Consider the following 22,784-nt stretch of genomic DNA (forward strand, 5'->3'; position numbering starts at 1 on the left):
CCGTGCCTGTTCTGCCTGTAGACCTGCGGGCCTGTAGACCTGTGAGCCTGTCGGTCTATCCGGGCGGCCAGTTGAAGCCGCGGCCACCGAGCACATGGGCGTGCGCGTGGAAGACGGTCTGGCCCGCACCGGTGCCGGTGTTGAAGACGATGCGGAAGCCGCTCTCGTCCACCTTGTCCCCGGCCGCGACCTCGGCCGCCTCGCGCAGTATGTCGGCGGCGATGCCCGGCTCGGCGGCGGCGAGCGTACCGGCGTCCGGGTAGTGCACCTTCGGGATGACGAGCACATGCGTCGGTGCTTGCGGGTTGATGTCGCGGAAGGCGACGGTCGTCTCCGACTCACGGACGACGGTGGCCGGGACCTCCCCCGCCACGATCTTGCAGAACAGGCAGTCGGCCTGCGGTTCTCCCGCCATGGTCCGGGCCCCTTCACGACTCCGACGATCAGTGGACCTGCATGCTATCGGTGCGGCCTGCCGGCGGGGACCGGCTCAGGACCAGCGGCCGGTGCGGCCCAGCAGCAGCGCGGAGGCGGCCGTACCCGCGGTGGAGGTGCGCAGGACGCTCCTGCCCAGCCGGTACGGCTTCGCACCGGCCTCGGCGAAGACCGCCAACTCCTCGGGGGACACGCCCCCTTCGGGCCCGACGACCAGCACGATCTCCCCGGACGGCGGCAGTTGGGCGGTGGCGAGCGGCTCCGCGCCCTCCTCGTGCAGCACGGCCGCGAAGTCGGCCGCGGCGAGCAGCTGCGCGACCTGCTTGGTCGTGGCGGCGTCCGCGACCTCCGGGAAGCGGACACGGCGCGACTGCTTGCCCGCCTCACGGGCCGTGGCACGCCACTTCGCCAGCGACTTGGCGCCGCGGTCGCCCTTCCACTGGGTGATACAGCGCGCGGCGGCCCACGGCACGATCGCGTCGACGCCGGTCTCGGTCATGGTCTCGACGGCGAGTTCACCGCGGTCGCCCTTGGGGAGTGCCTGGACGACGGTGATCCGGGGCGTCTCCTCCGGTTCCTCGTGCACCGAGTCCATCCGCACGACGAGCCGGTCCTTGCCCTCGGTGTCCAGGACCACGCAGTCCGCCCAGCGCCCCGCGCCGTCGGTGAGGACGACGTCCTCACCGGGCTGCAGCCGCTTCACGGAGACCGCGTGCCGCCCCTCGGGGCCGTCCAGCACGTAGCGTCCGCCGCTGCCCGCGGCGAAGTCCTCGACGACGAAGACCGGGGCGGTCATGAGGCGGCCCGCAGTGACAGGGCGGCGCTCGCGGCGGTCAGTTCGGCGGCGAGCACCTCGACGAGCTGCCCGGCGGGCAGCTCACGGGCCATCCGGTGCCCCTGACCGGCCCACAGGGCCATGCCCTGGGGGTCGCCGGCCTTCGCGGCGGCCTTGCGCAGGCCGGAGGTGAGGTGGTGCACCTCGGGATACGCGGCGGGCGCGTACGGTCCGTGCTCGCGCATGAACCGGTTGACGAGGCCACGGGCCGGGCGGCCCGAGAACGCGCGGGTCAGGTCCGTCCTCGTGAACAGCGGGTTGGTCATGGCCTGCTTGTGCAGCACGTTCGCGCCCGACTCGGGGCAGACGAGGAACGCGGTGCCGAGCTGGGCCGCGTCGGCCCCGGCGGCGAGGACGGCGGCGATCTGGCTGCCCCGCATGATGCCGCCGGCCGCGACGATCGGGAGCTGCACGGTCTCCCGGATCTGCGCGATCAGCGCGAGGAGCCCGATGCCGCCGCCGTCGGTGGCGGGGTCGTCGCGGTGCGTGCCCTGGTGGCCGCCCGCCTCGATGCCCTGGACGCAGATGGCGTCGGCGCCCGCGTGCTGGGCGGACTGGGCCTCTTCGGGGGTGGTGACGGTGACGACCGTGAGCGTCCCGGCGCGCTTGAGCGACGCGACGGCGGCCGGGGCGGGGCAGCCGAACGTGAACGACACCAGGGGGACGGGGTCGTCCCGCAGGATGGCCAGCTTGGCCTCGTAGCCGTCGTCCCGGCCGGAGTCGGGGTCGCCGAGCGGTGTGTCGTACCAGCTCACCTCGCCCGCGAGCTGCTGCCGGTACACGTCGACGGCCGCGGCGTCCGCGTACTGCGGCTGCGGCATGAACAGGTTCACGCCGAAGGGACGGCCGGTGAGACCGCGCAGCTGTTTGATCTCCTGGTACATGCCGTCCGCGGTCTTGTACCCGGCGGCCAGGAACCCGAGCCCGCCGGCCTCGGAGACGGCCGCGGCGAGATCGGGGCAGGAAGCACCACCGGCCATGGGGGCCTGCACGATCGGACAACGGCAGAGATCGGTGAGCGCGGAGGACATGCCCCGCATGGTGCCACGTCCGGCCCCCGCGGCCGAATCCCGCCCACCACGACCACGGCGGGGACAGGGCTCCGGCATGCCGCGGGGGTACGGGACGATGTCCCGTACCCCCGCGGCGCCCGGTGAGCGAGGCCGCTCACCTACCGTTGAACGCGTCCTTCAGACGGGAGAACAGCCCCTGCTGCCCCGGCTGGAACTGACCCAGCGGTCGCTCCTCGCCCCGCAGCTTCGCCAGCTCCCGCAGCAGCCTTTCCTGCTCCGGGTCCATCTTCGACGGGGTCTGCACCTCGACGTGGACGATCAGATCGCCGCGCCCGCCACCGCGCAGATGGGTGATGCCGCGTCCGTGGAGCGGGATGGACTGGCCGGACTGGGTGCCCGGGCGGATGTCGACCTCCTCCATGCCGTCGAGCGTCTCCAGCGGCACCTTCGTGCCGAGCGCGCCCGCCGTCATCGGGATCGTCACCGTGCAGTGCAGATCGTCGCCGCGGCGCTGGAACACCGGGTGCGGCAGCTCGTGGATCTCGACGTACAGATCACCGGCGGGACCGCCGCCCGGGCCGACCTCACCCTCACCGGCGAGCTGGATACGGGTGCCGTTGTCGACACCTGCGGGGATCTTCACCGTCAGGGTGCGGCGCGAGCGGACCCGGCCGTCGCCCGCGCACTCCGGGCACGGGGTCGGGACGACGGTGCCGAAGCCCTGGCACTGGGGGCACGGCCGCGAGGTCATGACCTGGCCCAGGAAGGACCGGGTGACCTGGGAGACCTCACCGCGGCCGCGGCACATGTCACACGTCTGCGCCGACGTACCCGGCGCGGCGCCCTCGCCCGAGCAGGTCGTGCACACGACGGCCGTGTCGACCTGGATGTCCTTCGTCGTGCCGAAGGCCGACTCGCTGAGCTCGATCTCCAGCCGGATCATCGCGTCCTGGCCGCGCCGCGTCCGCGACCTCGGCCCACGCTGGGACGCGGTCCCGAAGAACGCGTCCATGATGTCGGAGAAGTTGCCGAAGCCGCCCGCGCCGAAGCCGCCCGCGCCGCCGGCGCCTCCGGCCGCGGACAGCGGGTCACCACCGAGGTCGTAGACCTGCTTCTTCTGCGGGTCCGACAACACCTCGTACGCGGCGTTGATCTCCTTGAAGCGCTCCTGCGTCTTCGGGTCCGGATTCACGTCCGGGTGAAGCTCCCGCGCAAGCCGCCGGAAAGCCTTCTTGATCTCGTCCTGAGATGCGTCGCGGCGCACGCCGAGTACGGCGTAGTAGTCCGTGGCCACTTACGACTCCGCCAGGATCTGTCCGACGTAACGTGCCACTGCGCGTACCGCTCCCATCGTTCCGGGGTAGTCCATGCGGGTCGGTCCGACCACGCCGAGTTTGGCGACTGCCTCGTCGCCCGAACCGTAGCCGACCGCGACGACGGACGTGGAGTTGAGTCCCTCATGGGCGTTCTCGTGCCCGATCCGTACGGTCATGCCCGAATCCTTGGCCTCGCCGAGCAGCTTCAGCAGCACGACCTGCTCCTCCAACGCCTCCAGCACGGGCCGGATGGTCAGCGGGAAGTCATGGCCGAAGCGCGTCAGATTGGCGGTGCCGCCGATCATCAGCCGCTCCTCGGTCTCCTCCACGAGCGTTTCGAGGAGGGTCGCGAGGACCGTCGTGACGGTGCCGCGGTCCTCCGGCTCGAAGGAGTCCGGAAGGTCCTGCACCAGCTGCGGCACATCCGTGAAGCGCCGCCCCACGACCCGGCTGTTGAGCCGGGCCCGCAGATCCGCGAGCGAGGTGTCGGAGAACGGCGCCGGGCAGTCCACGTGCCGCTGCTCCACCCGCCCCGTGTCCGTGATCAGCACCAGCATCAGACGGGCCGGGGCCAGCGCCAGCAGCTCGACGTGCCGCACGGTCGAACGGGTCAGGGACGGGTACTGGACGACCGCGACCTGCCGGGTCAGCTGAGCCAGCAGCCGCACGGTGCGCGCCACGACGTCGTCGAGGTCGACGGCTCCGTCCAGGAAGTTCTGGATCGCGCGCCGCTCGGGTGTCGACAGCGGCTTGACGCCCGCCAGCCTGTCCACGAAGAGGCGATAGCCCTTGTCGGTGGGGATCCGGCCGGCACTGGTGTGGGGCTGGGCAATGAACCCCTCCTCCTCCAGCACCGCCATGTCGTTGCGCACGGTCGCCGGCGAGACACCCAGCCGGTGGCGCTCGGTGAGAGCCTTGGAGCCCACCGGCTCCTCCGTCCCGACGTAGTCCTGGACGATGGCGCGCAGCACCTCGAGTCTGCGTTCGCTGAGCATGGCCGCACACCTCCAGCTGTGTTCCTCGTCGGTCCGGCGGTCCTGCCTGGCACTCACCCTGTTTGAGTGCCAGCTTTCCCCGGCCCAGTGTACGGCGGGGAGGTACACCCCTAGCAAGGGCGACCGAACACCCAACCGTTCCGTGACACCCGCCACGACATGCCATGACGCCGCTGGTCGCCCCGGGATAGCGTCAGGGTATGGACGTCGCTTGGGAAGAGCCGGGATGGGAACGCCTCGCCGACGGCGTCGGCCGGCGCCGCCTGCCCGTCTGGGATGCGACCGTCGGCCTCGTCGTCGGCGGGAGCGCGGCGCTGATGATCGACACGGGCTCGACGCTCCGTGAGGGAGCCGAACTCCGCACCCAGGCCGAGGCCCTCCTCGGCGGCCGCCGTGTGACGCATATCGCGCTCAGCCACCCGCACTTCGACCATGTCCTCGGCACGGCCGCGTTCTCCGCGGTCGAGGTGTACGGAGCGGTCGGCGTCGACGACGTGCTCCGGCGGGAGCGGGACGCGCTGCGCGACGACGCGATCGGGCACGGGATGCCGCCGGCGGACGCCGCGCAGGCCACCGACGTCCTCGTCACCCCGCAGCACGTCGTCTCCGGCGAGTGGACCCTCGACCTCGGCGGCCGCCAGGTCCTGCTCGCGAACGTCGGCCCCGGCCACACCGGCCACGACCTGGCCGTTCTGGTGCCGGGCAGTCCCGAGGTCGTGTTCTGCGGCGACCTGGTCGAGGAGTCGGGAGAGCCGCAGGCGGGCCCGGACGCCATCGCGTCCCGCTGGCCCGCGGCGCTGGACCGGCTGCTCGCGCTGGGCGGGGAGGACGCGGTGTACGTACCGGGGCACGGGGCGGTGGTGGACGCCGGCTTCGTCCGCGCCCAACGCGATGAGCTGGCCCGGCGGTTCGGGGTGTCGTAGCGTCTGCCCGGTGCGCAATTACAGCCCCGACCTGACGCCCCCGTGGAAGCGCTCCGCTCCCGTGCCGGAGGTTCCCGCCGAGCCCGACCTGGTGGTCGAGGAGGTCTCGACGGGGTTCTGCGGTGCGGTGATCCGCTGCGAGGCGGGGACGGTGACGCTGGAGGACCGCTTCGGCAAGCACCGGGTGTTCCCGCTGGAACCACGGGGCTTCCTGCTGGAGGGCAAGGTCGTCACCCTGGTCCGGCCGCCCTCCGGCGCTCCCGCGGCCCGGTCCACCCGTACGGCCTCCGGTTCGCTCGCCGTGCCCGGCGCCCGTGCGAGGGTGGCGCGGGCGGGCCGCATCTATGTGGAGGGGCGCCACGACGCCGAGCTGGTGGAGAAGGTGTGGGGCGACGACCTGCGCATCGAGGGCGTCGTCGTGGAGTACCTGGAGGGCATCGACGACCTGCCGTCGATCGTCGACGACTTCGGCCCTTCCGCCGACGCCCGCCTGGGGGTCCTGGTGGACCATCTGGTGCCGGGGTCCAAGGAGTCCCGTATCGCGGCGTCGGTGACGGACCCGCACGTCCTGGTGGTCGGCCACCCGTACATCGACGTGTGGGAGGCGGTGAAGCCCTCCTCCCTGGGCATCCCGGCGTGGCCGTCCGTACCGCACGGCCAGGACTGGAAGACGGGCGTCTGCCGCGCCCTGCGCTGGCCCTCGAACACCGGCGCCGCCTGGCAGCACATCCTGTCCCGCGTGACGAGCTACAAGGACCTGGAGCCGGCCCTGCTGGGCCGCGTGGAGGAACTGATCGACTTCGTGACGGACCCGCACTGACCTGTCGCCGCACGGACCACCGCACGCGCGGGCCGGGGCTCGCGAGGCCAGGACCGCCGCACGCGCGGGCCGGGGCTCGCGAGGCCAGGACCGCCCCGACTCCGTGAGGGACCCACACGCGCCTGTCGACGCAAGGGCCGCCGCACGCGCGGGCCGGGGCCCACAGGGCCAGGACCGCCCCGACTCCGTGAGGGACCCGCACGTGCCTGTCGACGCAAGGGCCGCCGCACGCGCGGCCTCGGGCCCGGTCCCGGCCGCTCCGGGCCGCTCCGGGCCGGGGTGGAGGCTCAGTCCACCAGGTCCCGGACGACCGCATCGGCCAGAAGCCGGCCGCGCAGGGTCAGCACAGCCCGCCCCTGCTCGTAGGCCGCCCGCTCCAGCAGACCGTCCTCCAGCGCGCGCCGGGACGCCTCCAGGCCCGCCGGGCGCAGGAGGGACAGCGGGCAGCCCTCCCGCAGCCGCAGCTCCAGCAGCACCCGCTCGACCCGCCGGTCCTCGTCCGGCAGGACCTCCCGGCCGGCCCCGGGCGAGCGTCCCTCCGTGAGCGCCGCCGCGTACGCGCCGGGGTGCTTCACGTTCCACCACCGCACGCCGCCCACATGGCTGTGGGCGCCGGGCCCCGCGCCCCACCAGTCGGCTCCGCGCCAGTACAGCTCGTTGTGCAGACAGCGCCCGGCCTCCGAGGTGGCCCAGTTCGAGACCTCGTACCAGTCGAAGCCCGCCCCGGACAGCACCTCGTCCGCGATCAGATAGCGGTCGGCGTGCACGTCGTCGTCCGTCATCGGCACCTCACCGCGCCGGATCCGCCGGGCCAGCTGCGTGCCCTCCTCCACGATCAGCGCGTACGCGCTCACGTGGTCCGGCGCGGCCCCGATCGCCGCGTCCAGCGAAGCCCGCCAGTCGTCGTCGCTCTCCCCCGGCGTGCCGTAGATGAGATCCAGGTTGATGTGCTCGAAGCCCGCCGCCCGTGCCTCGGCGACGCACGCCTCGGGCCGGCCCGGCGTGTGCGTACGGTCGAGCACCTTCAGCACGTGCTGCCGTGCGCTCTGCATGCCGAAGGACACCCGGTTGAAGCCCCCGGCCCGCAGTTCCGCCAGGTACGCGGGGTCGACGGACTCCGGGTTCGCCTCCGTCGTGATCTCGGCGTCGTCCGCGATGCCGAACTCGTCGCGGACCGCCCCCAGCATCCGTACGAGATCGCCGGCCGCGAGCAGCGTCGGCGTGCCTCCTCCGACGAAGAGGGTCCTGACCGGGCGCGGATCGTCGCCGAGGACCTTCCGGGCGAGCCGGATCTCCTCGATCAGCGTGTCCGCGTAGTTGTCGCGGGAGGCGAGTACGCCGCCGCTGCCGCGCAGCTCGGTCGCCGTGTACGTGTTGAAGTCGCAGTAGCCGCAGCGCGTGGCGCAGTACGGAACGTGCAGGTAGAACCCGAGGGGCCGGTCACCCGCGCCCGCGAGGGCGTGCGCGGGCAGCGCCCCGTCGACGGGCATGGGCTCACCATCAGGCAGTGCGGAAGGCATGAGCCCATTGTCCGGTACGCGCGCGGTTCACCGGACGGCGATCACCGGGCCTGGAGCACCAGCAGCGCCAGGTCGTCGTCGGGCGGGGCCTCGGCGAAGGTGTGCACCGCCTGCCTTATGCAGTCGGCGACACCCTGCGCGGTCAGCCCGGTGCAGTCGGCGAGCGCCCGCGCGAGGCCGTCCGCGTCGTCGAACATCCGCTGTCCGGAGCGCCGCTCCGTGACCCCGTCGGTGACGCAGAGCAGTGTGTCGCCGGGCTTCAGCTCGAAGGTCTGGCTCTCGTACGCGACGTCCTCGACGACGCCGAGAAGCAGCTGGGAGGCGGCGGCCGGCCGCACGGTGCCGTCGGGCCGCAGCACCAGGGGCAGCGGATGTCCTGCGCACGCCAGGGTGCAGCGGACTCCGCCGCCGGGCAGCGGCGTCAGCTCCCCGTACAGCAGCGAGAGGAAGCGCGACTGCGGTCCGTCGTGGGACGCCCCGCTGCCGGTGCCGGCTCCCGTGGCGATGCCCGTGCCGGCCACCATGAGCGCCGCCGCCTCCGCCGCCTCCATCGCGTCGTCGAGGAGCAGCCCGTTGAGCCGGTCGAGGACCTCGGCGACCTGGTACCCCTCGCGGGCGAGCAGCCGCAGCCAGGGCCTGGCGAGACCGGTGACGACGGCGGCCTCCGGCCCGCTGCCCTGGACGTCGCCGAGCATGAAGCACCAGCGGCCGCCGTTGCCCGCGGGGAAGATGTCGTAGAAGTCACCGCCCGCGAGGCCCTCGTCGCTCGGCTCGTACACGAGTGAGCTGTCGACGCCCGGGATCTGCGCGACCTGGGCGGGCAGCAGCCCGCGCTGCAGTACACGGCTGATGGTGGCCTGCCGGGTGTACTGGCGTGCGGCGCCGACCGCGAGGCCGACGCGGCGGGCGAAGTCCTCCAGCAGGGCGGTCGCCTCGTCGGGGACACCGGGCGGCGACTCGCGGCCGAGCAGCAGCAGGCCGAGGGACCGCGCGCCGACGGTCAGCCGGAACGCGACGGCGCTCCCGTCCCCGCCCTCCTGCGGCCATGCGACGTGGACCGGTACGGCTCCGCCACGCGCCTCGTCCGGTAACCGCGGCGGGTCCTTGAGCAGGACGTCGTGCAGGCCCTCGATGGCGGACTCGTCGGCGTGCCAGACCCGGGCCAGCCGTGGCGCGGGGCCCGCCTCGCCGTCCAGCCAGACCGCGCACCAGTCGGCGAGCCTCGGCACCAGCAGCTGCCCGGCGAGCGCGGCGACCATGTCCTCGTCGAGCTGCCCGGCCAGCAGATCGGACGCCTCGGCGAGGAAGGACAGGGCGCCGCGGCCGGTCCACTCCCGGTCGTCGCGCACGGCCCTGCGGGGCGCCGGGGCGAGGATCTCGGCGGCCCGCAGTCCCCGCTGCCGCGCGGCCTCGCCGCCGGGAACCGCGCCCACGGCGGCGCAGCCGTCGAGCGGGAGGCGCGACCAGACCGTCTTGAGTCCGGGCCGGTAGGTGATCCCCCAGGAGGCGGCGAGCGCGGCCACGAGCTGCAGCCCGCGCCCGTACTCGGGCTCGCCGGGGACGGCCCCCGGATCGGAGCCGTCGCCGCGCAGCGCCCGGGTCGGATGGTGGTCGGAGACCTCGATGACGAGGGCCGCGGGGTCGTCCTCGGTGGCGCCGTCCAGCCGGGCGAGCAGTTCGACGTTGGTGCCCGCGTGCACGACGGCGTTGGTGACGAGTTCGCTGACGACGAGGACGGCGTCGTCGGCGAGCCGGTCCGTACCGCGCGTGGTGACCATCCCGAGCCGGGTCCAGTCCGCGAGCGCCGCCCGTACGAAGCGGCGTGCGGCCGAGGCGGCGAGCGGGTTCCCGGGGAGGCTGGTTCGGGCGGTGGAGCGTGCGTCACCACGCTGTGAGAGCAAGTGCACCGAGCGGTGAGTGGTCTCCTGCTGCATCGGAACGGACCCCACGCGACGGCTCCTGTCCGGTTTGTTCGGCCTGTTCTTTTCTGTCCGGTTTTCATGTCATCCGGGACAACCGATGACACACGGACAGAGTGACAGACGGAGCGCACCCATAAGCACGGAGTCATCGAAGTGATGGCCAAGTAGGGGCTGTTCGAGCGAAACGGACCTCGTCGCTCCGCCCACCGGCAGGGCCCGCCGCGCACGGCAGCGGCCCGTGGCCGGGACGGAGCCGGGCCACGGGCCGCCGGGAGTGCCGGGTGGTGAAGGGCCGTGGAGGACCGTGACGGGTCGTGACGAGACGTGGGGGACCCGACAGGCCGTGACGGTGCGTGCCGGGTTACGCCTCGCGCGCCCCGTCGTACATCGCCTCGATCAGGTCCTTGTACTCGCGCTCGACGACCGGCCTCTTCAGCTTGAGGCTCGGCGTCAGCTCACCGTGCTCGACGTCGAGGTCGCGCGGCAGCAGGCGGAACTTCTTGATGGTCTGCCAGCGCTGCAGGCCCTCGTTGAGGCGCTTCACGTAGCCCTCGATGAGCTGCTCCGTCTGCGGGGCGGCGACGACCTCGGCGTACGACTTGCCGTCGAGGCCGTTGTCCTTGGCCCAGCCGAGGATGGCCGGCTCGTCGAGGGCGATGAGGGCGGTGCAGAAGTTCCGGTCGGCGCCGTGGACCAGGATGTTGGAGACGAACGGGCACACCGCCTTGAACTGGCCCTCGACCTCGGCCGGCGCGATGTACTTGCCGCCGGAGGTCTTGATCAGGTCCTTCTTGCGGTCGGTGATCTTCAGATAGCCGTCGGCCGACAGCTCGCCGATGTCTCCGGTGTGGAACCAGCCGTCGGCCTCCAGGACCTCGGCGGTCTTCTCCGGCAGGCCGTGGTAGCCCTGCATGATGCCCGGGCCGCGCAGCAGGATCTCGCCGTCGTCCGCGATGCGCACCTCGCAGCCGGGCATCGGCTTGCCGACGGTGCCGGTGCGGTACCCCTCGCCCGGGTTGACGAAGGAGGCGGCGCTGGACTCGGTGAGGCCGTACCCCTCCAGGATGTGGATGCCGGCGCCGGCGAAGAAGAAGCCGATCTCGGGCGAGAGGGCCGCGGAGCCGGATACGGCGGCGCGCAGCCGGCCGCCGAAGGCCTCGCGGAGCTTGGAGTAGACGAGCACGTCGGCGACCTTGTGCTGGGCGGTGAGGCCGAAGGAGGCCGACGCCGTGCCGGTGCGGCGGAAGTTGTCCTGCGACTCCTTGGCGTACGCGCGCGCGACGCCGGCGGCCCACTGGAAGATCTTGTACTTCGCGCCGCCGCCGGCCCGCGCCTTGGCCGCCACGCCGTTGTAGACCTTCTCGAAGATGCGGGGCACCGCCGCCATGTACGTCGGCTGGACCACCGGCAGGTTCTCGATGATCTTGTCCACGCGGCCGTCGACGGCGGTGACGTGCCCGACCTCGATCTGGCCCGACGTCAGCACCTTGCCGAAGACGTGCGCGAGCGGCAGCCACAGGTACTGGACGTCGTCCTTGGTGATCAGACCGGTCGCGGCGATGGCCTTGGCCATGTACGACCAGTTGTCGTGCGGCAGCCGGACGCCCTTGGGGCGGCCCGTGGTGCCCGAGGTGTAGATCAGGGTGGCGAGCTGCTCGGACGTGATCGCCTCGACCCGCTCCTTGACCGCGCTCGGGTGCTTGGCGAGGTACTCGGCGCCGCGCGCCTCCAGATCGGCGAGCGAGACCACCCAGCCCTCGGGGTCGCCCTCGGCCGGCTCCGCGGCGGCCGCGTCGATCACGACGACATGCTTCAGGTTCGGCAGCTCCGCGCGCCTCTCGCGGGCCTTGGCGAGCTGGGCGGCGTCCTCCGCGACCAGCACCCGGCTCTCCGAGTCGGCGAGGATGTACGCGGACTCCTCGGCGTTCGTCTGCGGGTAGACGGTCGTCGTCGCCGCGCCCGCGCAAAGGATGCCGAGGTCGGCGAGGATCCACTCCACCCGGGTGGAGGAGGCGAGCGCGACTCGCTCCTCGGACCGCACACCCATCTCGATCAGCCCGGCCGCGATCGCGTAGACGCGCTCGGCGGCTTCCTCCCAGCTGAGCGACTTCCAGTCGTCAGGGCCCTCTCCGGAGGCCGCGGGAACCGGGTATCGGTACGCCTCCGCATCCGGAGTGGCCGCCACGCGCTGGACGAAGAGCGTCGCCACGGAGGGCGGTCGGTTCTCGATCTGGGTCTGTGTGTCGCTCACGCCATCCTCCGGGCCTGCTGCTGCGGCATTGCTGCATGACTGGCTGATTGCCCCACTGGTCACAGTTGTTTAACTCACGAGTAACCCAGCGAGCCTGATCAGGGTAGAGCGCCGGGCTTCCCCACGTAAGAGGCTGCGGGCTGCCGCTTGATAACGAACAGGCCCATGCGCCGGGGGCGCATGGGCCTGTGCAACAAAGCAGGCGAACGGGTGTGTCTGGTGCGTTCGCGTTACTTCTTCGCCTTGCCTCCGCCGGAGTCGTCACTGGAAAGCACGGCGATGAAGGCCTCCTGCGGCACCTCCACCGAGCCGACCATCTTCATCCGCTTCTTGCCTTCCTTCTGCTTCTCCAGAAGCTTCCGCTTACGGGAGATGTCACCGCCGTAGCACTTGGCGAGGACGTCCTTGCGGATGGCGCGGATGGTCTCGCGGGCGATGACCCGGGACCCGATGGCGGCCTGGATCGGCACCTCGAAGGCCTGCCGCGGGATGAGCTCCCGCAGCTTGGCGACGAGCCGTACGCCGTACGCGTACGCCGCGTCCTTGTGCGTGATGGCGGAGAAGGCGTCGACCTTGTCGCCGTGCAGCAGGATGTCGACCTTCACCAGCTGGGCACCCTGCTCGCCGGTGGGCTCGTAGTCCAGGGAGGCGTAACCGCGGGTCTTGGACTTCAGCTGGTCGAAGAAGTCGAAGACGATCTCGGCGAGGGGGAGGGTGTAGCGGATCTCGACCCGGTCCTCGGAGAGGTAGTCCATGCCGAGCAGCACACCGCGACGGTTCTGGCAGAGCTCCATGATCGAGCCGATGAACTCGCTCGGCGCGAGGATCGTCGCCCGGACGACCGGCTCGAAGACCTCGTCGATCTTGCCCTCGGGGAACTCGCTCGGGTTGGTGACGATGTGCTCGCTGCCGTCCTCCATGACCACCCGGTAGACCACGTTGGGCGCGGTCGCGATGAGGTCGAGGCCGAACTCGCGCTCCAGGCGCTCACGGATCACGTCGAGGTGGAGCAGACCGAGGAAGCCGACACGGAAGCCGAAGCCGAGGGCGGCGCTCGTCTCCGGCTCGTAGACCAGCGCCGCGTCGTTGAGCTGCAGCTTGTCGAGGGCGTCACGCAGCTCGGGGTAGTCCGAGCCGTCCAGCGGATACAGGCCGGAGAACACCATCGGCTTGGGGTCCTTGTAGCCGCCGAGGGCCTCGGTGGCGCCCTTGTGCAGGGTCGTGATGGTGTCACCGACCTTGGACTGGCGGACGTCCTTCACACCGGTGATGAGGTAGCCCACCTCGCCGACGCCGAGGCCGTCCGCCGCGAGCATCTCCGGGGAGTTGGTGCCGATCTCCAGGAGCTCGTGCGTGGCGCCGGTGGACATCATCCGGATGCGCTCGCGCTTGTTGAGCTGGCCGTCGATGACTCGTACGTACGTGACGACGCCGCGGTACGAGTCGTAGACGGAGTCGAAGATCATCGCGCGGGCGGGGGCGTCCTTGACGCCGACCGGGGCCGGCACGTCCTGGACGACCCGGTCGAGCAGGGCCTCCACGCCGAGGCCGGTCTTGGCCGAGACCTTCAGCACGTCCGACGGGTCGCAGCCGATGAGGTTCGCGAGCTCCTCGGAGAACTTCTCGGGCTGCGCGGCGGGCAGGTCGATCTTGTTGAGGACCGGGACGATGGTGAGCTCGTTCTCCATCGCCAGGTAGAGGTTGGCCAGGGTCTGCGCCTCGATGCCCTGGGCGGCGTCCACCAGCAGGACCGTGCCCTCGCAGGCGGCGAGCGACCGGGACACCTCGTACGTGAAATCGACGTGGCCCGGGGTGTCGATCATGTTGAGGATGTGGGTCTTGCCCTCACCCTCGCCCGTGGTGGGCGACCAGGGCAGCCGCACCGCCTGGGACTTGATCGTGATGCCACGTTCACGCTCGATGTCCATACGGTCGAGGTACTGAGCGCGCATCTGCCGCTGCTCGACCACACCGGTCAGCTGGAGCATCCGGTCGGCAAGGGTCGACTTGCCGTGGTCGATGTGCGCGATGATGCAGAAGTTGCGGATCAGCGCCGGGTCGGTACGGCTCGGCTCGGGCACATGGCTAGGGGTCGCGGGCACGCAGGGTCCTGATTCTTGAGCGCCGAGCGCTCGTCTCGGGTCGATGTCGGATCGATACGCAGCCTCCATGGTCCCATGGCTGCCGGGCTGCGCTCGGTTTGGGCCGGTAGGAGTGCGGCTGGTAATCTAGGCGGCTGTGTCTCGTGTGCCCTCTCAGCTACGGGACACGTCTCTGATAGATCATCGAACCTGAAAAGGCTCTTTCGTGGCGAACATCAAGTCCCAGATCAAGCGGAACAAGACGAACGAGAAGGCGCGCCTGCGCAACAAGGCCGTCAAGTCCTCGCTCAAGACCGCGATCCGCAAGGCCCGTGAGGCTGCCGCCGCGGGTGACGTCGAGAAGGCCACCGTGGCCGCTCGCGAGGCGTCGCGCAAGCTCGACAAGGCTGTCTCGAAGGGTGTCATCCACAAGAACGCTGCCGCCAACAAGAAGTCGGCGATTGCCTCCAAGGTTGCCTCCCTGCAGGGCTGAGCCCTCGATTTGATCGCCGGGACGGACCCAGCGGGCCCTCTCTTCCGCTCCTGACCGGCACCTCCGCGCCGCACGCGGCCTGCGTTCGCCACGCGGGTGCGGCGCACCAGATGGAGACGAGGCCCCGGCCACCACCCTTCCCCAGGGTGACGGCCGGGGCCTTCGTCATGCGCTTCGGCCGTCATGCGCTTCGGCGCGGTCGCCGTCAGCGGCGCAGGCGAGCCGCCCGGGCCACCGTGACGACCGCTTTCTCCAGCGCGTACTCCGGATCGTCGCCGCCGCCCTTGACGCCCGCGTCCGCCTCCGCGACCGCGCGGAGGGCGAGCGCCACGCCGTCCGGTGTCCAGCCCCGCATCTGCTGGCGGACACGGTCGATCTTCCAGGGCGGCATGCCCAGCTCACGCGCGAGGTCGGCCGGGCGCCCGCCGCGGGCCGAGGAGAGTTTGCCGATCGCCCGCACACCCTGCGCCAGCGCGCTGGTGATCAGCACCGGGGCGACGCCCGTCGAGAGGGACCAGCGCAGGGCCTCCAGTGCCTCGGCGGCGCGCCCCTCCACCGCCCGGTCGGCGACGGTGAAGCTGGAGGCCTCCGCACGTCCGGTGTAGTAGCGGCCGACGACAGCCTCGTCGATGGTGCCCTCGACATCCGCGACGAGCTGCGACACCGCGCTCGCCAGTTCCCTCAGATCGCTGCCGATGGAGTCGACGAGCGCCTGGCACGCCTCGGGCGTGGCCGAGCGCCCCAGCGCCCGGAACTCCGACCGGACGAAGGTCAGCCGCTCCGCGGGCTTCGTCGTCTTCGGACAGGCCACCTCACGCGCGCCGGCCTTGCGCGCCGCGTCCAGCAGGCCCTTCCCCTTCGCCCCGCCGGCGTGCAGCAGGACCAGCGTGATCTCCTCGACCGGCGCGTCGAGGTAGGACTTGACGTCCTTGATCGTGTCGGCGGACAGATCCTGCGCGTTCCGCACGACGACGACCTTGCGCTCCGCGAAGAGCGAGGGGCTCGTCAGCTCGGCGAGCGTACCGGGCTGAAGCTGGTCGGGGGTGAGATCGCGTACGTCCGTGTCGGCGTCGGCGGCCCGCGCGGCCGCCACCACCTGCTGCACGGCACGGTCCAGCAGCAGATCCTCCTGGCCCACGGCGAGCGTGAGGGGAGCGAGGGGGTCTTCGTTCGTGTTCTTCCTGGTGGCCATCGCGGTCCAGCATCGCACGGGGCACTGACACCGCCGGCTGCTCCGGCGGTTTCGCTACAGTTCCTCGCGCCAGCCGTCCCAGTCGGCCACGAACTCGTCCAGCTCGACCGCGCTCAGCCGGCTCTGCGGGTCCTCGACGACGACCAGCCACTGCGCGTCCTCGGCGTCGTCCTCCCCGGCCAGGGCATCGCGTACCAGCTGGGGTTCGTCGGCCACGCCGAAATGGTCGCCGATGGCCTCGATGACCTCCTCCGCGGCGTCGCGGTCGGGCAGCACCAGCACATGTCTCATGTCACTCACCGCCATATTGTGCCGCCTGGCGGACGCCCGGCTGCCCGACCTCCGGTACCCGGTCCAGTTCCAGCCCGAAGTGCTCCCGGTACGCGGCCAGGACCTCCGCGTCGTCCCCGAGCCGCCGCTCCTCCTTCTCGCCGTGCGCCGTGGTGACGAGCTTGCGGCCGGACAGGGTGATCCTGCCGTCGTCGGTGAGCCGCGAGCAGACCAGTGACCGGGTGAAGTGCGAGGCGGGCGAGGTGCGGTGGTACCAGGCTCCGGCCTCGAAGTCCGCCAGCTCACGCGGACGCGTGTCCATCCGGAACTGCGGCTTCCCGTCCCGCAGCACATCGAGGTCCCCGTCCGGCGCCACGGCGATCCGGAACGTGCCGGCGGGATCGCTCTGCTCGCCCCGCTCCTCCAGGAGGAGGGGGTGATGGCTGTGATCACCGAATCCGACGTCGGCGAGCCAAGGTCCGGTGCCGTCGGCGGTCTCCACCCGCAGGGTCATGTGGTCGTACGGAATGCCGAGCCCTCCGTCCGTCGCGAAGATCCGCGCCTGGAACAGAGTGACCCCGAAGCCGAGGCTCCTCAGCAAGGCCGCGAACGCACCGTTGAGTTCGTAGCAGAAACCACCCCGGCCGGCTTCGACGATCTTGTCGACGAGGAGCTTGTCCTCCAGGACCAGGTTCTCCCCCAGATGGACCGAGAGGTTCTCGAACGGTACGGAGTGCAGATGCCGCAGCTGCAGCTCGCGCAGCGCCGCCGAGTCCGGCACCCGGTGCCGGGTGGCCCCGATGCGGCGGAGGTAGGCGTCGACGGTCTCCGGCGGAAGGTTCTGCGATGCGGCGTCCATGAAGGCAGTCTGGGCCGGAAGCAGAGGACGGCGCCATGCTCCATTGGTCCTGGACCGGTGGACCGAGGCACCTCGGCCCCCCAGCCGCGCCCACGGCGCACCACCGTCGGAGCCACGACACCCACCGCCGACCCACGGCAGGACCACCGCCGAGCCACCGGCACCCACCGCCGGCCTGCGGCGCACCACCGCCGGCCCGCGACGCTCATGGTGCCCGGGGGCTCCGGGGCCCGCTCGCCACGGCGCGGAGATCCGCACCGGCGCCGGTCACCGCGATCGCCCCGTCCCTGTCCGTACGCAGCACCAGCGCCCCCTGGGACCGCAGCGCGGCGATGGTCCGGGGTGCCGGATGGCCGTACGGGTTGTCCCGGCCCGCGGAGATGAGCGCCAGCCTCGGCCTGACTCCGGCCAGCAGGGCGGAATGCTGGTAGGCCGAGCCGTGGTGGGCGACCTTGAGGACGTCCACCGGCGGCAGCGCGGGGTGGGCCCGTATCAGCCCCTGCTGCGCGGGAGGTTCCAGATCTCCGAGGAGCAGCAGCGACAGGCCTTCCGCCGTGCGGACGAGCAGGGTGACGCTCGCGTCGTTCGGCTCCCCCGATGCCGTGCCGGGGGAGGGCCCCGGACCGGGGTCGGGCCACAGCACCTGCCAGGTGAGCCGTCCCGTACGACGCCGTTCCCCCTGCCCCGCACGGATCACGGGGACTCCCGCGGCCGCGGCCGTCCGGTGCACGAACTCGGCCTGGTCGCGCGGCTCGTCCAGGGTCGTCGTCTGGACGGCGCCGACCGATCTGCCCCGTATCGCGCCGGGCAGCCCTGCGACATGGTCGGCGTGGAAGTGCGTCAGCACCAGGAGCGGCACACTCGTGACACCCAGCTCACGCAGACACCGGTCGGTGAGCCCCGGGTCCGGCCCGGCGTCCACCACAACGGCACTGCCGTCGCCCGCCGCCAGCACCGTTGCATCACCCTGACCGACGTCGCACATGGCGAACGACCAGCCCGGCGGCGGCCATCCGGTCACGAACCGCGTGACCTGCGGCGGCCGCAGCACCGCGAGGACGAGCAGCAGGGCACACCCGGCCGCCGGCCAGGGATTTCGTACCAACCGGCGGGCGACGAGCACGCCCACAACGGTGATCACGGCCAGCAGCAGCGCGCCCCGCCAGCCACCCGGCCACTCGGCCTGGGCGCCGGGCAGCCCGGCTCCGGTGCGGGCGACTGCGGCGATCCACCCTGCGGGCAGGCCGGCGCACCAAGCCAGCACCTCCGCGGCCGGCATCGCCACCGGCGCCATGGCGAGCGAGGCGAACCCCAGCACCGTGGCCGCGGCGACCGCCGGCTCGGCGAGGAGATTACACGGGACCGCCACGAGGCTGACCTGTGCGGCGAACACCACCACGACAGGAGCACACACCGCCTGCGCCGCGGCGGCCGCGGCCACTGCCTCCGCGAGCCGTCCCGGCATCCCGCGGCGCCGCAACGCCGCGCTCCACCTCGGGGCGAGGGTGAGCAGAGCGGCCGTGGCCAGCACGGACAGCAGGAAGCCGTAGGTGCGGGCCAGCCAGGGATCCCACAGCACGAGCAGCAGCACCGCCGCCGCCAGCGCGGGAAGGAGCGACCTGCGGCGCCCGGTGCCGATGGCCAGCAGTGTGATCAGCCCGCATGCCGCGGCCCGCAGCACACTCGGATCCGGCCGGCACACCACCACGAAGGCGAGGGTGAGCGCGCCTCCGAGGAGTGCCGTCGTGCGCAGCGAGATGCCCAACCGCGGTGCCAGCCCGCCCCGTTCCGCCCGGAGTGCGGTACCGGGTGGGCCGATGAGCAGGAACAGGACGATGGTGAGATTGCTGCCGGAGACCGCCAGGAGATGGGTGAGGTCGGTCGCGCGGAAGGCGTCGTGCAACTCGGGCCCGATGCGGGAGGTGTCTCCGACGACCAGCCCGGGCAGCAACGCGCGGGCGTCCGGCGCCAGCCCGTCGGTCGCGCGTCTCAGTCCCGCGCGCAGTTCCCCGGCTGTGCGCTGCACCGCGGTCGGCGGCCCGGTGATCCGCGGCGGCCCACTGTCCCTTGCCTTCAACACGGCGGCGAACCGGCTCTCCCCCTCCAGCGGCGGCTCCGACCGAGCGGCCAGCGTGAGCCGGGTCGAGGGGAGCAGCCGTATCCACTGCCCGGCCGCGGCACCGGGCCGGACGATCACCAGGACCGGCGCCCGGGTCGCCACGGTCTCCCCGTCCGTCGTTGTCACCCGGACGACTTCCGCCTCCAGCACGACCGCCGTCCGTGTCAGCCGATCACCCCATACCTGCGGCCTGGTCCTGCGCGGATCGGAGGTGACGGTCAACTCCGCGGTCAGCCGCCCGTATTGGCGTGCCGTCTCGGGCACCGGCCCCCGGTACAGATCCGCGCCACGCAGTCCGCCCGCCCCCGCCCCCGCGGCGGCGCAGAGCAGCACAGCGGCGGCAGCGATCCGGTTTCCGGCGCCGCGCCATGAGCCCAGCCGTACCGCCCGCACCAGCAGGGGCACCAGAAGCAGGACGGCCGCGGCGAGGCAGGCCAGTACGGCCACGCCCGCCCAGGGCGGTGGAGCGGACAGGGCGAGGGCTGCCGCGCCCCAGGCCGCCAGCGCGGGCAGCACCAGGCGGAGGTCGGGCGGGCCTTCCTGGTGGGGATCGGCCGCGCCCAGCCGGTGTGCGGACCCGGTGTGAACTGCCGGGCGCGTCATGGCCGTACCAAGGGCTGGAGGTCGGCGAACCGGCGGTCACCGATCCCGTTCACCTCGCGGAGTTCGTCCACGGAGCGGAAACCGCCGTGCTCGGTGCGGTAGTCGACGATGTGCTGGGCGAGCACGGGGCCGACTCCCGGCAGCGTGTCGAGCTGCTCCACCGTCGCGGAGTTGAGGCTCACCGGAGCCCCGCCCGCCGAGCCGCCGCCCGCGGGACCCGCCGCCCCTGGAGCAGGAAAGCCCGGCGGTGGCACGACACCCACGACCACCTGCTCCCCGTCCATGAGCACCCGCGCCCGGTTGAGGCCCGTGATGTCCGTCCCGGCCCGCACACCGCCCGCCGCTCGCAACGCGTCGGCGACACGCGACCCCGCGGGCAGCCGGAGCACGCCCGGTCGCCGGACCTTGCCGCTCACATCGACGACGACGCGCCCCGCGGGTGGCGCGGGTGGTGGCCCGGCCGAGGGCTTCGGCTCCTGTGCGATCGGCATGGGGCGGCCGTCCCGGACCAGTTGCGGCGCCCGCACCGGCTCCGGCCGCCCGCTCCAGAAGTGCTGCGCGCCGAATCCCGCGGCCACGACGAGCACGACCACGAGCGCGGCCAGCGTCCTCGGCTCCAGTCCCCATCGCAGCCGGCCCCATGACGGCACCCGCTCCCAGAGAGCGAGCCGCCAACGCTCCCGCAGTGACAGCACAGGAAGGGGCGGTTCGGGCGACGACCGGTCCCGCACGGCCGGATCAACGGCCGGTTCAACGGACGGATCGGGTGCCGCTCCCCTCGCCGCCGCCCGCGGACCTGCCGCCGTGGCCACCGCGCGCGAGGGCTGGAACAGCGCGTCCGCCCGTCGGCGCAGGGCCGACGGCGGTGGGTCCGGCGCCGAAGGAGACCGTGAGGCGGACGCCGGGGCGGATGATGAAGCGGATACCGGACGAACCCCTGTCCGCAACCGCCGACGGCGGTCACGGACACGGCCGTCCGAGCCGGGCGCACGGCCCGGACCACTGGTCACAGAGCGTGATCGGAGAGTCATGCACCCGACGGTAGGCACATCTGCCCGATCCCGCTGAGGTGCCTCAATTCCGGTGGACAGCCGGCCCGTTGTGGAAAACTCCGCCACCCTTACGAGTGTCGGGAGTGCCCGGCAGCCCCCTTACTTCGGTGAGACCACAGCTACTTCGGTGAGACCACAGCCCCCAGCAGCCCCGGTCCGGTGTGCGCGCCGATCACCGCGCCGACCTCGCTCACATGCAGTTCCGCGAGGTTGGGCACCCGCTCCCGCAGCCGTTCCGCCAGGGCCGCGGCCCGCTCCGGCGCCGCGAGATGGTGCACCGCGATGTCCACCCGTCCCGTGCCCGCCCGCTCCGCGACGATCTCCTCCAGCCGGGCGATCGCCTTCGAGGCCGTGCGCACCTTCTCCTTCAGCTCGATCCGGCCGCCGTCCAGCTGGAGCAGCGGCTTCACCGCGAGCGCCGAACCGAGCAGGGCCTGGGCGGCGCCGATACGGCCGCCACGGCGGAGATAGTCGAGGGTGTCGACGTAGAAGTAGGCGGACGTACCCGCGGCCCGTTTCTCGGCCGCTGCCACCGCCTCGTCGAGGGTGCCGCCGGCGTCCACCGCCTCGGCCGCCGCCAGTGCGCAGAATCCGAGTGCCATCGCGACCATGCCGGTGTCCACTACACGCACCGGAACGGGTGCCTCTCGCGCGGCCAGCACCGCCGCGTCATAGGTTCCGGAGAACTCCGAGGAGAGATGCAGGGAGACGATTCCGGTCGCTCCGGCCTCCGCCGTCGCCCGATAGGCCGCCGCGAACGTCTCGGGGCTCGGCCGGGACGTCGTCACGGGGCGGCGCTTCTGCAGCGCCACGGCGAGCGAGCGTGCCGAGATCTCGGTGCCGTCCTCAAGGGCCTGGTCACCGAGCACCACGGTCAATGGCACCGCTGTGATGCCATGCAACTCCATCGTCTGCGGCGGCAGGTAGGCCGTGGTATCGGTGACGATCGCGACATGGCGGGACATGAGCGGGAGGTTACCCTCAGGGGCCCCCGCACGGCAGCCCGACCCCGCCCCACTCATCGGTTCCGGTCCGCGGATCGCCTCCGTCCGGGACAGTTTCGCGGTCCGTCTCCCAGGACGTGGCGCAGTCCGGCGACCGGCGCGAAAGCCGGACCCACGCCCGGTGCCGAGCGGGATTCCGGGCACGCCCGCACCTCATGCCGGGTGCCGGCACACATTCCGGTTGGCCGAAACGGCCTCGCCACGGACCCGCCCCACCAGAAACCGACCCGGCACGAACCGGGCCGCCCGGCTTCAGTTGGTCGTCTCCGGACGGGCCGTCTTCTCCCACGAGTACGTCATCGGCCGACGCGGATCACGCGCCGTGATCGCCTGCGGGCCAGGCGCACCGTCCCCGGGCTGCGCCTCCGCCGTGTCGTGCCCCTCCGGGGAGTCTTCCGCCTCCCGCAGTCCCTGCGCATCCTGCGCGGTATGCGCCGCCTGCGAAGGCTCCGCGGCCGGCTCCGGCCACACCGGCTCCGCCCGCGCCCAGTCGCGCAGGGCTCCCGCCTCCACGTCGATCTGCGTGCTCAGCGCCTCGAGGTCGTCCTCCGCGAACGACCGCGCCCGGTCCCGGGCCGCCCAGCGCAGCGACTCGGCGGAATGGGTGATCCGCTCGACCCGCTCACGCAGCTGCGGGAGCCGCTCCTCGACCTTGCTCCGGTCCGGCTCACGCTCCAGCCGCCTCAGCTCGCCGTCGAGCTCCCGTCCGTGCGCGCTCAGTCGCTCGAAGAGGCCGATCGACTCCTTCAGCGACGCGTCCTCGGCCACGCCCGCGGCCAGCGCGTCCTGCGTGGCCCTCATCGACGTACGCAGATGGAGCCTCAGCTGGGCCAGCTCGCCGGACACACCGACCTGCCCGAGGCTCTTCGCCCGCAGCGTCGTGTCCTCGACGGTGCGCCGCGCCTGGGTGATCGTGCGGTCCACTCCGCGCTTGGCCGCACCGATCACCTTGACGCTCGCGTACACCCCGAGTGCCACGAAGGCGACGAAGAGCAGCGCCAGGATGAGGATGGCTTCCATGGGGCGCCCTCCGAGTCGTGTGCAGTGTGTCCTCCCACCGTAAACGGAGCGGACAGGCCGA

19 protein-coding genes are annotated in these 22,784 nt (G+C 72.2%); 3 read left to right on the forward strand and 16 right to left on the reverse strand.

The window, feature by feature from the left end; all coding sequences use genetic code 11:
• Nucleotides 1–55: 55 nt before the first annotated feature.
• From OG766_RS11355 to hrcA, 5 genes are all read right to left on the reverse strand, one after another.
• Nucleotides 56–415 (reverse strand): histidine triad nucleotide-binding protein, encoded by a 360-nt coding sequence (locus OG766_RS11355; RefSeq protein ID WP_266374289.1) that lies wholly within the window; start codon nucleotides 413–415, stop codon nucleotides 56–58.
• A gap of 75 nt (nucleotides 416–490) precedes the next feature.
• Entirely contained in the window at nucleotides 491–1,231 is a 741-nt protein-coding gene (locus OG766_RS11360; protein ID WP_266374288.1) for a 16S rRNA (uracil(1498)-N(3))-methyltransferase, read from the reverse strand.
• Nucleotides 1,228–2,301, reverse strand: a complete 1,074-nt coding sequence (locus OG766_RS11365; protein WP_266374287.1) for a nitronate monooxygenase — start codon at nucleotides 2,299–2,301, stop codon at nucleotides 1,228–1,230. Before OG766_RS11365 ends, OG766_RS11360 begins: the two co-directional genes overlap by 4 nt.
• A gap of 136 nt (nucleotides 2,302–2,437) precedes the next feature.
• On the reverse strand, nucleotides 2,438–3,577 hold the full coding sequence (gene dnaJ, locus OG766_RS11370) for a molecular chaperone DnaJ (RefSeq protein ID WP_328725212.1): 1,140 nt from the start codon (nucleotides 3,575–3,577) through the stop codon (nucleotides 2,438–2,440).
• The gene (hrcA, locus tag OG766_RS11375) at nucleotides 3,578–4,594 is read right to left on the reverse strand and encodes a heat-inducible transcriptional repressor HrcA (RefSeq protein ID WP_266374283.1); all 1,017 of its coding nucleotides are present in this window, start codon (nucleotides 4,592–4,594) and stop codon (nucleotides 3,578–3,580) included.
• Between the two features lie 200 nt (nucleotides 4,595–4,794).
• Between hrcA and OG766_RS11380 the strand changes: the two genes are divergently transcribed.
• Nucleotides 4,795–5,517: an MBL fold metallo-hydrolase gene (locus OG766_RS11380; RefSeq protein ID WP_266374282.1), complete on the forward strand. Its 723-nt coding sequence runs from the start codon at nucleotides 4,795–4,797 to the stop codon at nucleotides 5,515–5,517.
• A gap of 10 nt (nucleotides 5,518–5,527) precedes the next feature.
• A complete protein-coding gene (locus OG766_RS11385; protein WP_266374281.1) occupies nucleotides 5,528–6,337 on the forward strand; it encodes a DUF3097 domain-containing protein in 810 nt (269 codons plus the stop codon).
• Between the two features lie 287 nt (nucleotides 6,338–6,624).
• Here the strand turns inward: OG766_RS11385 and hemW are convergent, their stop codons facing one another.
• The 4 genes from hemW to lepA all read right to left on the reverse strand — a co-directional run bounded on the left by hemW (nucleotide 6,625) and on the right by lepA (nucleotide 14,132).
• Nucleotides 6,625–7,857, reverse strand: coding sequence for a radical SAM family heme chaperone HemW (hemW, locus tag OG766_RS11390; RefSeq protein WP_266374280.1), 1,233 nt, complete (start codon nucleotides 7,855–7,857; stop codon nucleotides 6,625–6,627).
• Nucleotides 7,858–7,898: 41 nt separating this feature from the next.
• Complete coding sequence (locus OG766_RS11395) at nucleotides 7,899–9,791, reverse strand: ATP-binding SpoIIE family protein phosphatase (RefSeq protein ID WP_328727468.1); 1,893 nt, start codon at nucleotides 9,789–9,791, stop codon at nucleotides 7,899–7,901.
• Nucleotides 9,792–10,140: 349 nt separating this feature from the next.
• Entirely contained in the window at nucleotides 10,141–12,030 is a 1,890-nt protein-coding gene (locus OG766_RS11400) for an AMP-dependent synthetase/ligase (RefSeq protein WP_328725214.1), read from the reverse strand.
• Between the two features lie 230 nt (nucleotides 12,031–12,260).
• Nucleotides 12,261–14,132, reverse strand: a complete 1,872-nt coding sequence (gene lepA / locus OG766_RS11405; protein WP_266374278.1) for a translation elongation factor 4 — start codon at nucleotides 14,130–14,132, stop codon at nucleotides 12,261–12,263.
• A 205-nt stretch (nucleotides 14,133–14,337) separates the two neighbouring features.
• Between lepA and rpsT the strand changes: the two genes are divergently transcribed.
• On the forward strand, nucleotides 14,338–14,604 hold the full coding sequence (rpsT, locus tag OG766_RS11410) for a 30S ribosomal protein S20 (RefSeq protein WP_266374277.1): 267 nt from the start codon (nucleotides 14,338–14,340) through the stop codon (nucleotides 14,602–14,604).
• A 205-nt stretch (nucleotides 14,605–14,809) separates the two neighbouring features.
• Here rpsT and holA read toward each other — a convergent pair whose 3' ends face one another.
• From holA to OG766_RS11445, 7 genes are all read right to left on the reverse strand, one after another.
• Nucleotides 14,810–15,796 carry a DNA polymerase III subunit delta gene (gene holA / locus OG766_RS11415; RefSeq protein ID WP_266374276.1) on the reverse strand — a complete coding sequence of 329 codons (987 nt, stop codon included), beginning with the start codon at nucleotides 15,794–15,796 and terminating at the stop codon, nucleotides 14,810–14,812.
• Between the two features lie 54 nt (nucleotides 15,797–15,850).
• A complete protein-coding gene (locus OG766_RS11420; protein WP_266374275.1) occupies nucleotides 15,851–16,096 on the reverse strand; it encodes a hypothetical protein in 246 nt (81 codons plus the stop codon).
• Nucleotides 16,089–16,925 carry an arylamine N-acetyltransferase family protein gene (locus tag OG766_RS11425; RefSeq protein WP_266374274.1) on the reverse strand — a complete coding sequence of 279 codons (837 nt, stop codon included), beginning with the start codon at nucleotides 16,923–16,925 and terminating at the stop codon, nucleotides 16,089–16,091. The genes OG766_RS11420 and OG766_RS11425 overlap by 8 nt, the downstream gene beginning before the upstream one ends.
• A gap of 205 nt (nucleotides 16,926–17,130) precedes the next feature.
• Entirely contained in the window at nucleotides 17,131–19,647 is a 2,517-nt protein-coding gene (locus tag OG766_RS11430) for a ComEC/Rec2 family competence protein (protein ID WP_328725216.1), read from the reverse strand.
• Nucleotides 19,644–20,678 (reverse strand): ComEA family DNA-binding protein, encoded by a 1,035-nt coding sequence (locus OG766_RS11435; RefSeq protein WP_266374272.1) that lies wholly within the window; start codon nucleotides 20,676–20,678, stop codon nucleotides 19,644–19,646. Before OG766_RS11435 ends, OG766_RS11430 begins: the two co-directional genes overlap by 4 nt.
• A 140-nt stretch (nucleotides 20,679–20,818) precedes the next feature.
• Complete coding sequence (locus OG766_RS11440; RefSeq protein ID WP_266374271.1) at nucleotides 20,819–21,664, reverse strand: DegV family protein; 846 nt, start codon at nucleotides 21,662–21,664, stop codon at nucleotides 20,819–20,821.
• Between the two features lie 291 nt (nucleotides 21,665–21,955).
• Nucleotides 21,956–22,723 (reverse strand): hypothetical protein, encoded by a 768-nt coding sequence (locus OG766_RS11445; protein ID WP_266374270.1) that lies wholly within the window; start codon nucleotides 22,721–22,723, stop codon nucleotides 21,956–21,958.
• Nucleotides 22,724–22,784: the final 61 nt, after the last annotated feature.

It is taken from the genome of Streptomyces sp. NBC_00259, from assembly GCF_036181745.1.
In the GTDB taxonomy this organism is placed as follows: domain Bacteria; phylum Actinomycetota; class Actinomycetes; order Streptomycetales; family Streptomycetaceae; genus Streptomyces; species Streptomyces pratisoli.

What these genes read in the sequence shown, in the direction of transcription:
- hrcA (WP_266374283.1), bottom strand. Translation starts at nt 4,594, where the DNA reads ATGCTCAGCGAACGCAGACTCGAGGTGCTGCGCGCCATCGTCCAGGAC.
- OG766_RS11440 (WP_266374271.1), bottom strand. Translation starts at nt 21,664, where the DNA reads ATGTCCCGCCATGTCGCGATCGTCACCGATACCACGGCCTACCTGCCG.
- holA (WP_266374276.1), bottom strand. Translation starts at nt 15,796, where the DNA reads ATGGCCACCAGGAAGAACACGAACGAAGACCCCCTCGCTCCCCTCACG.
- OG766_RS11435 (WP_266374272.1), bottom strand. Translation starts at nt 20,678, where the DNA reads ATGACTCTCCGATCACGCTCTGTGACCAGTGGTCCGGGCCGTGCGCCC.
- OG766_RS11430 (WP_328725216.1), bottom strand. Translation starts at nt 19,647, where the DNA reads ATGACGCGCCCGGCAGTTCACACCGGGTCCGCACACCGGCTGGGCGCG.
- OG766_RS11355 (WP_266374289.1), bottom strand. Translation starts at nt 415, where the DNA reads ATGGCGGGAGAACCGCAGGCCGACTGCCTGTTCTGCAAGATCGTGGCG.
- OG766_RS11380 (WP_266374282.1), top strand. Translation starts at nt 4,795, where the DNA reads ATGGACGTCGCTTGGGAAGAGCCGGGATGGGAACGCCTCGCCGACGGC.
- OG766_RS11360 (WP_266374288.1), bottom strand. Translation starts at nt 1,231, where the DNA reads ATGACCGCCCCGGTCTTCGTCGTCGAGGACTTCGCCGCGGGCAGCGGC.
- OG766_RS11445 (WP_266374270.1), bottom strand. Translation starts at nt 22,723, where the DNA reads ATGGAAGCCATCCTCATCCTGGCGCTGCTCTTCGTCGCCTTCGTGGCA.
- hemW (WP_266374280.1), bottom strand. Translation starts at nt 7,857, where the DNA reads ATGCCTTCCGCACTGCCTGATGGTGAGCCCATGCCCGTCGACGGGGCG.
- OG766_RS11425 (WP_266374274.1), bottom strand. Translation starts at nt 16,925, where the DNA reads ATGGACGCCGCATCGCAGAACCTTCCGCCGGAGACCGTCGACGCCTAC.
- OG766_RS11395 (WP_328727468.1), bottom strand. Translation starts at nt 9,791, where the DNA reads ATGCAGCAGGAGACCACTCACCGCTCGGTGCACTTGCTCTCACAGCGT.
- OG766_RS11365 (WP_266374287.1), bottom strand. Translation starts at nt 2,301, where the DNA reads ATGTCCTCCGCGCTCACCGATCTCTGCCGTTGTCCGATCGTGCAGGCC.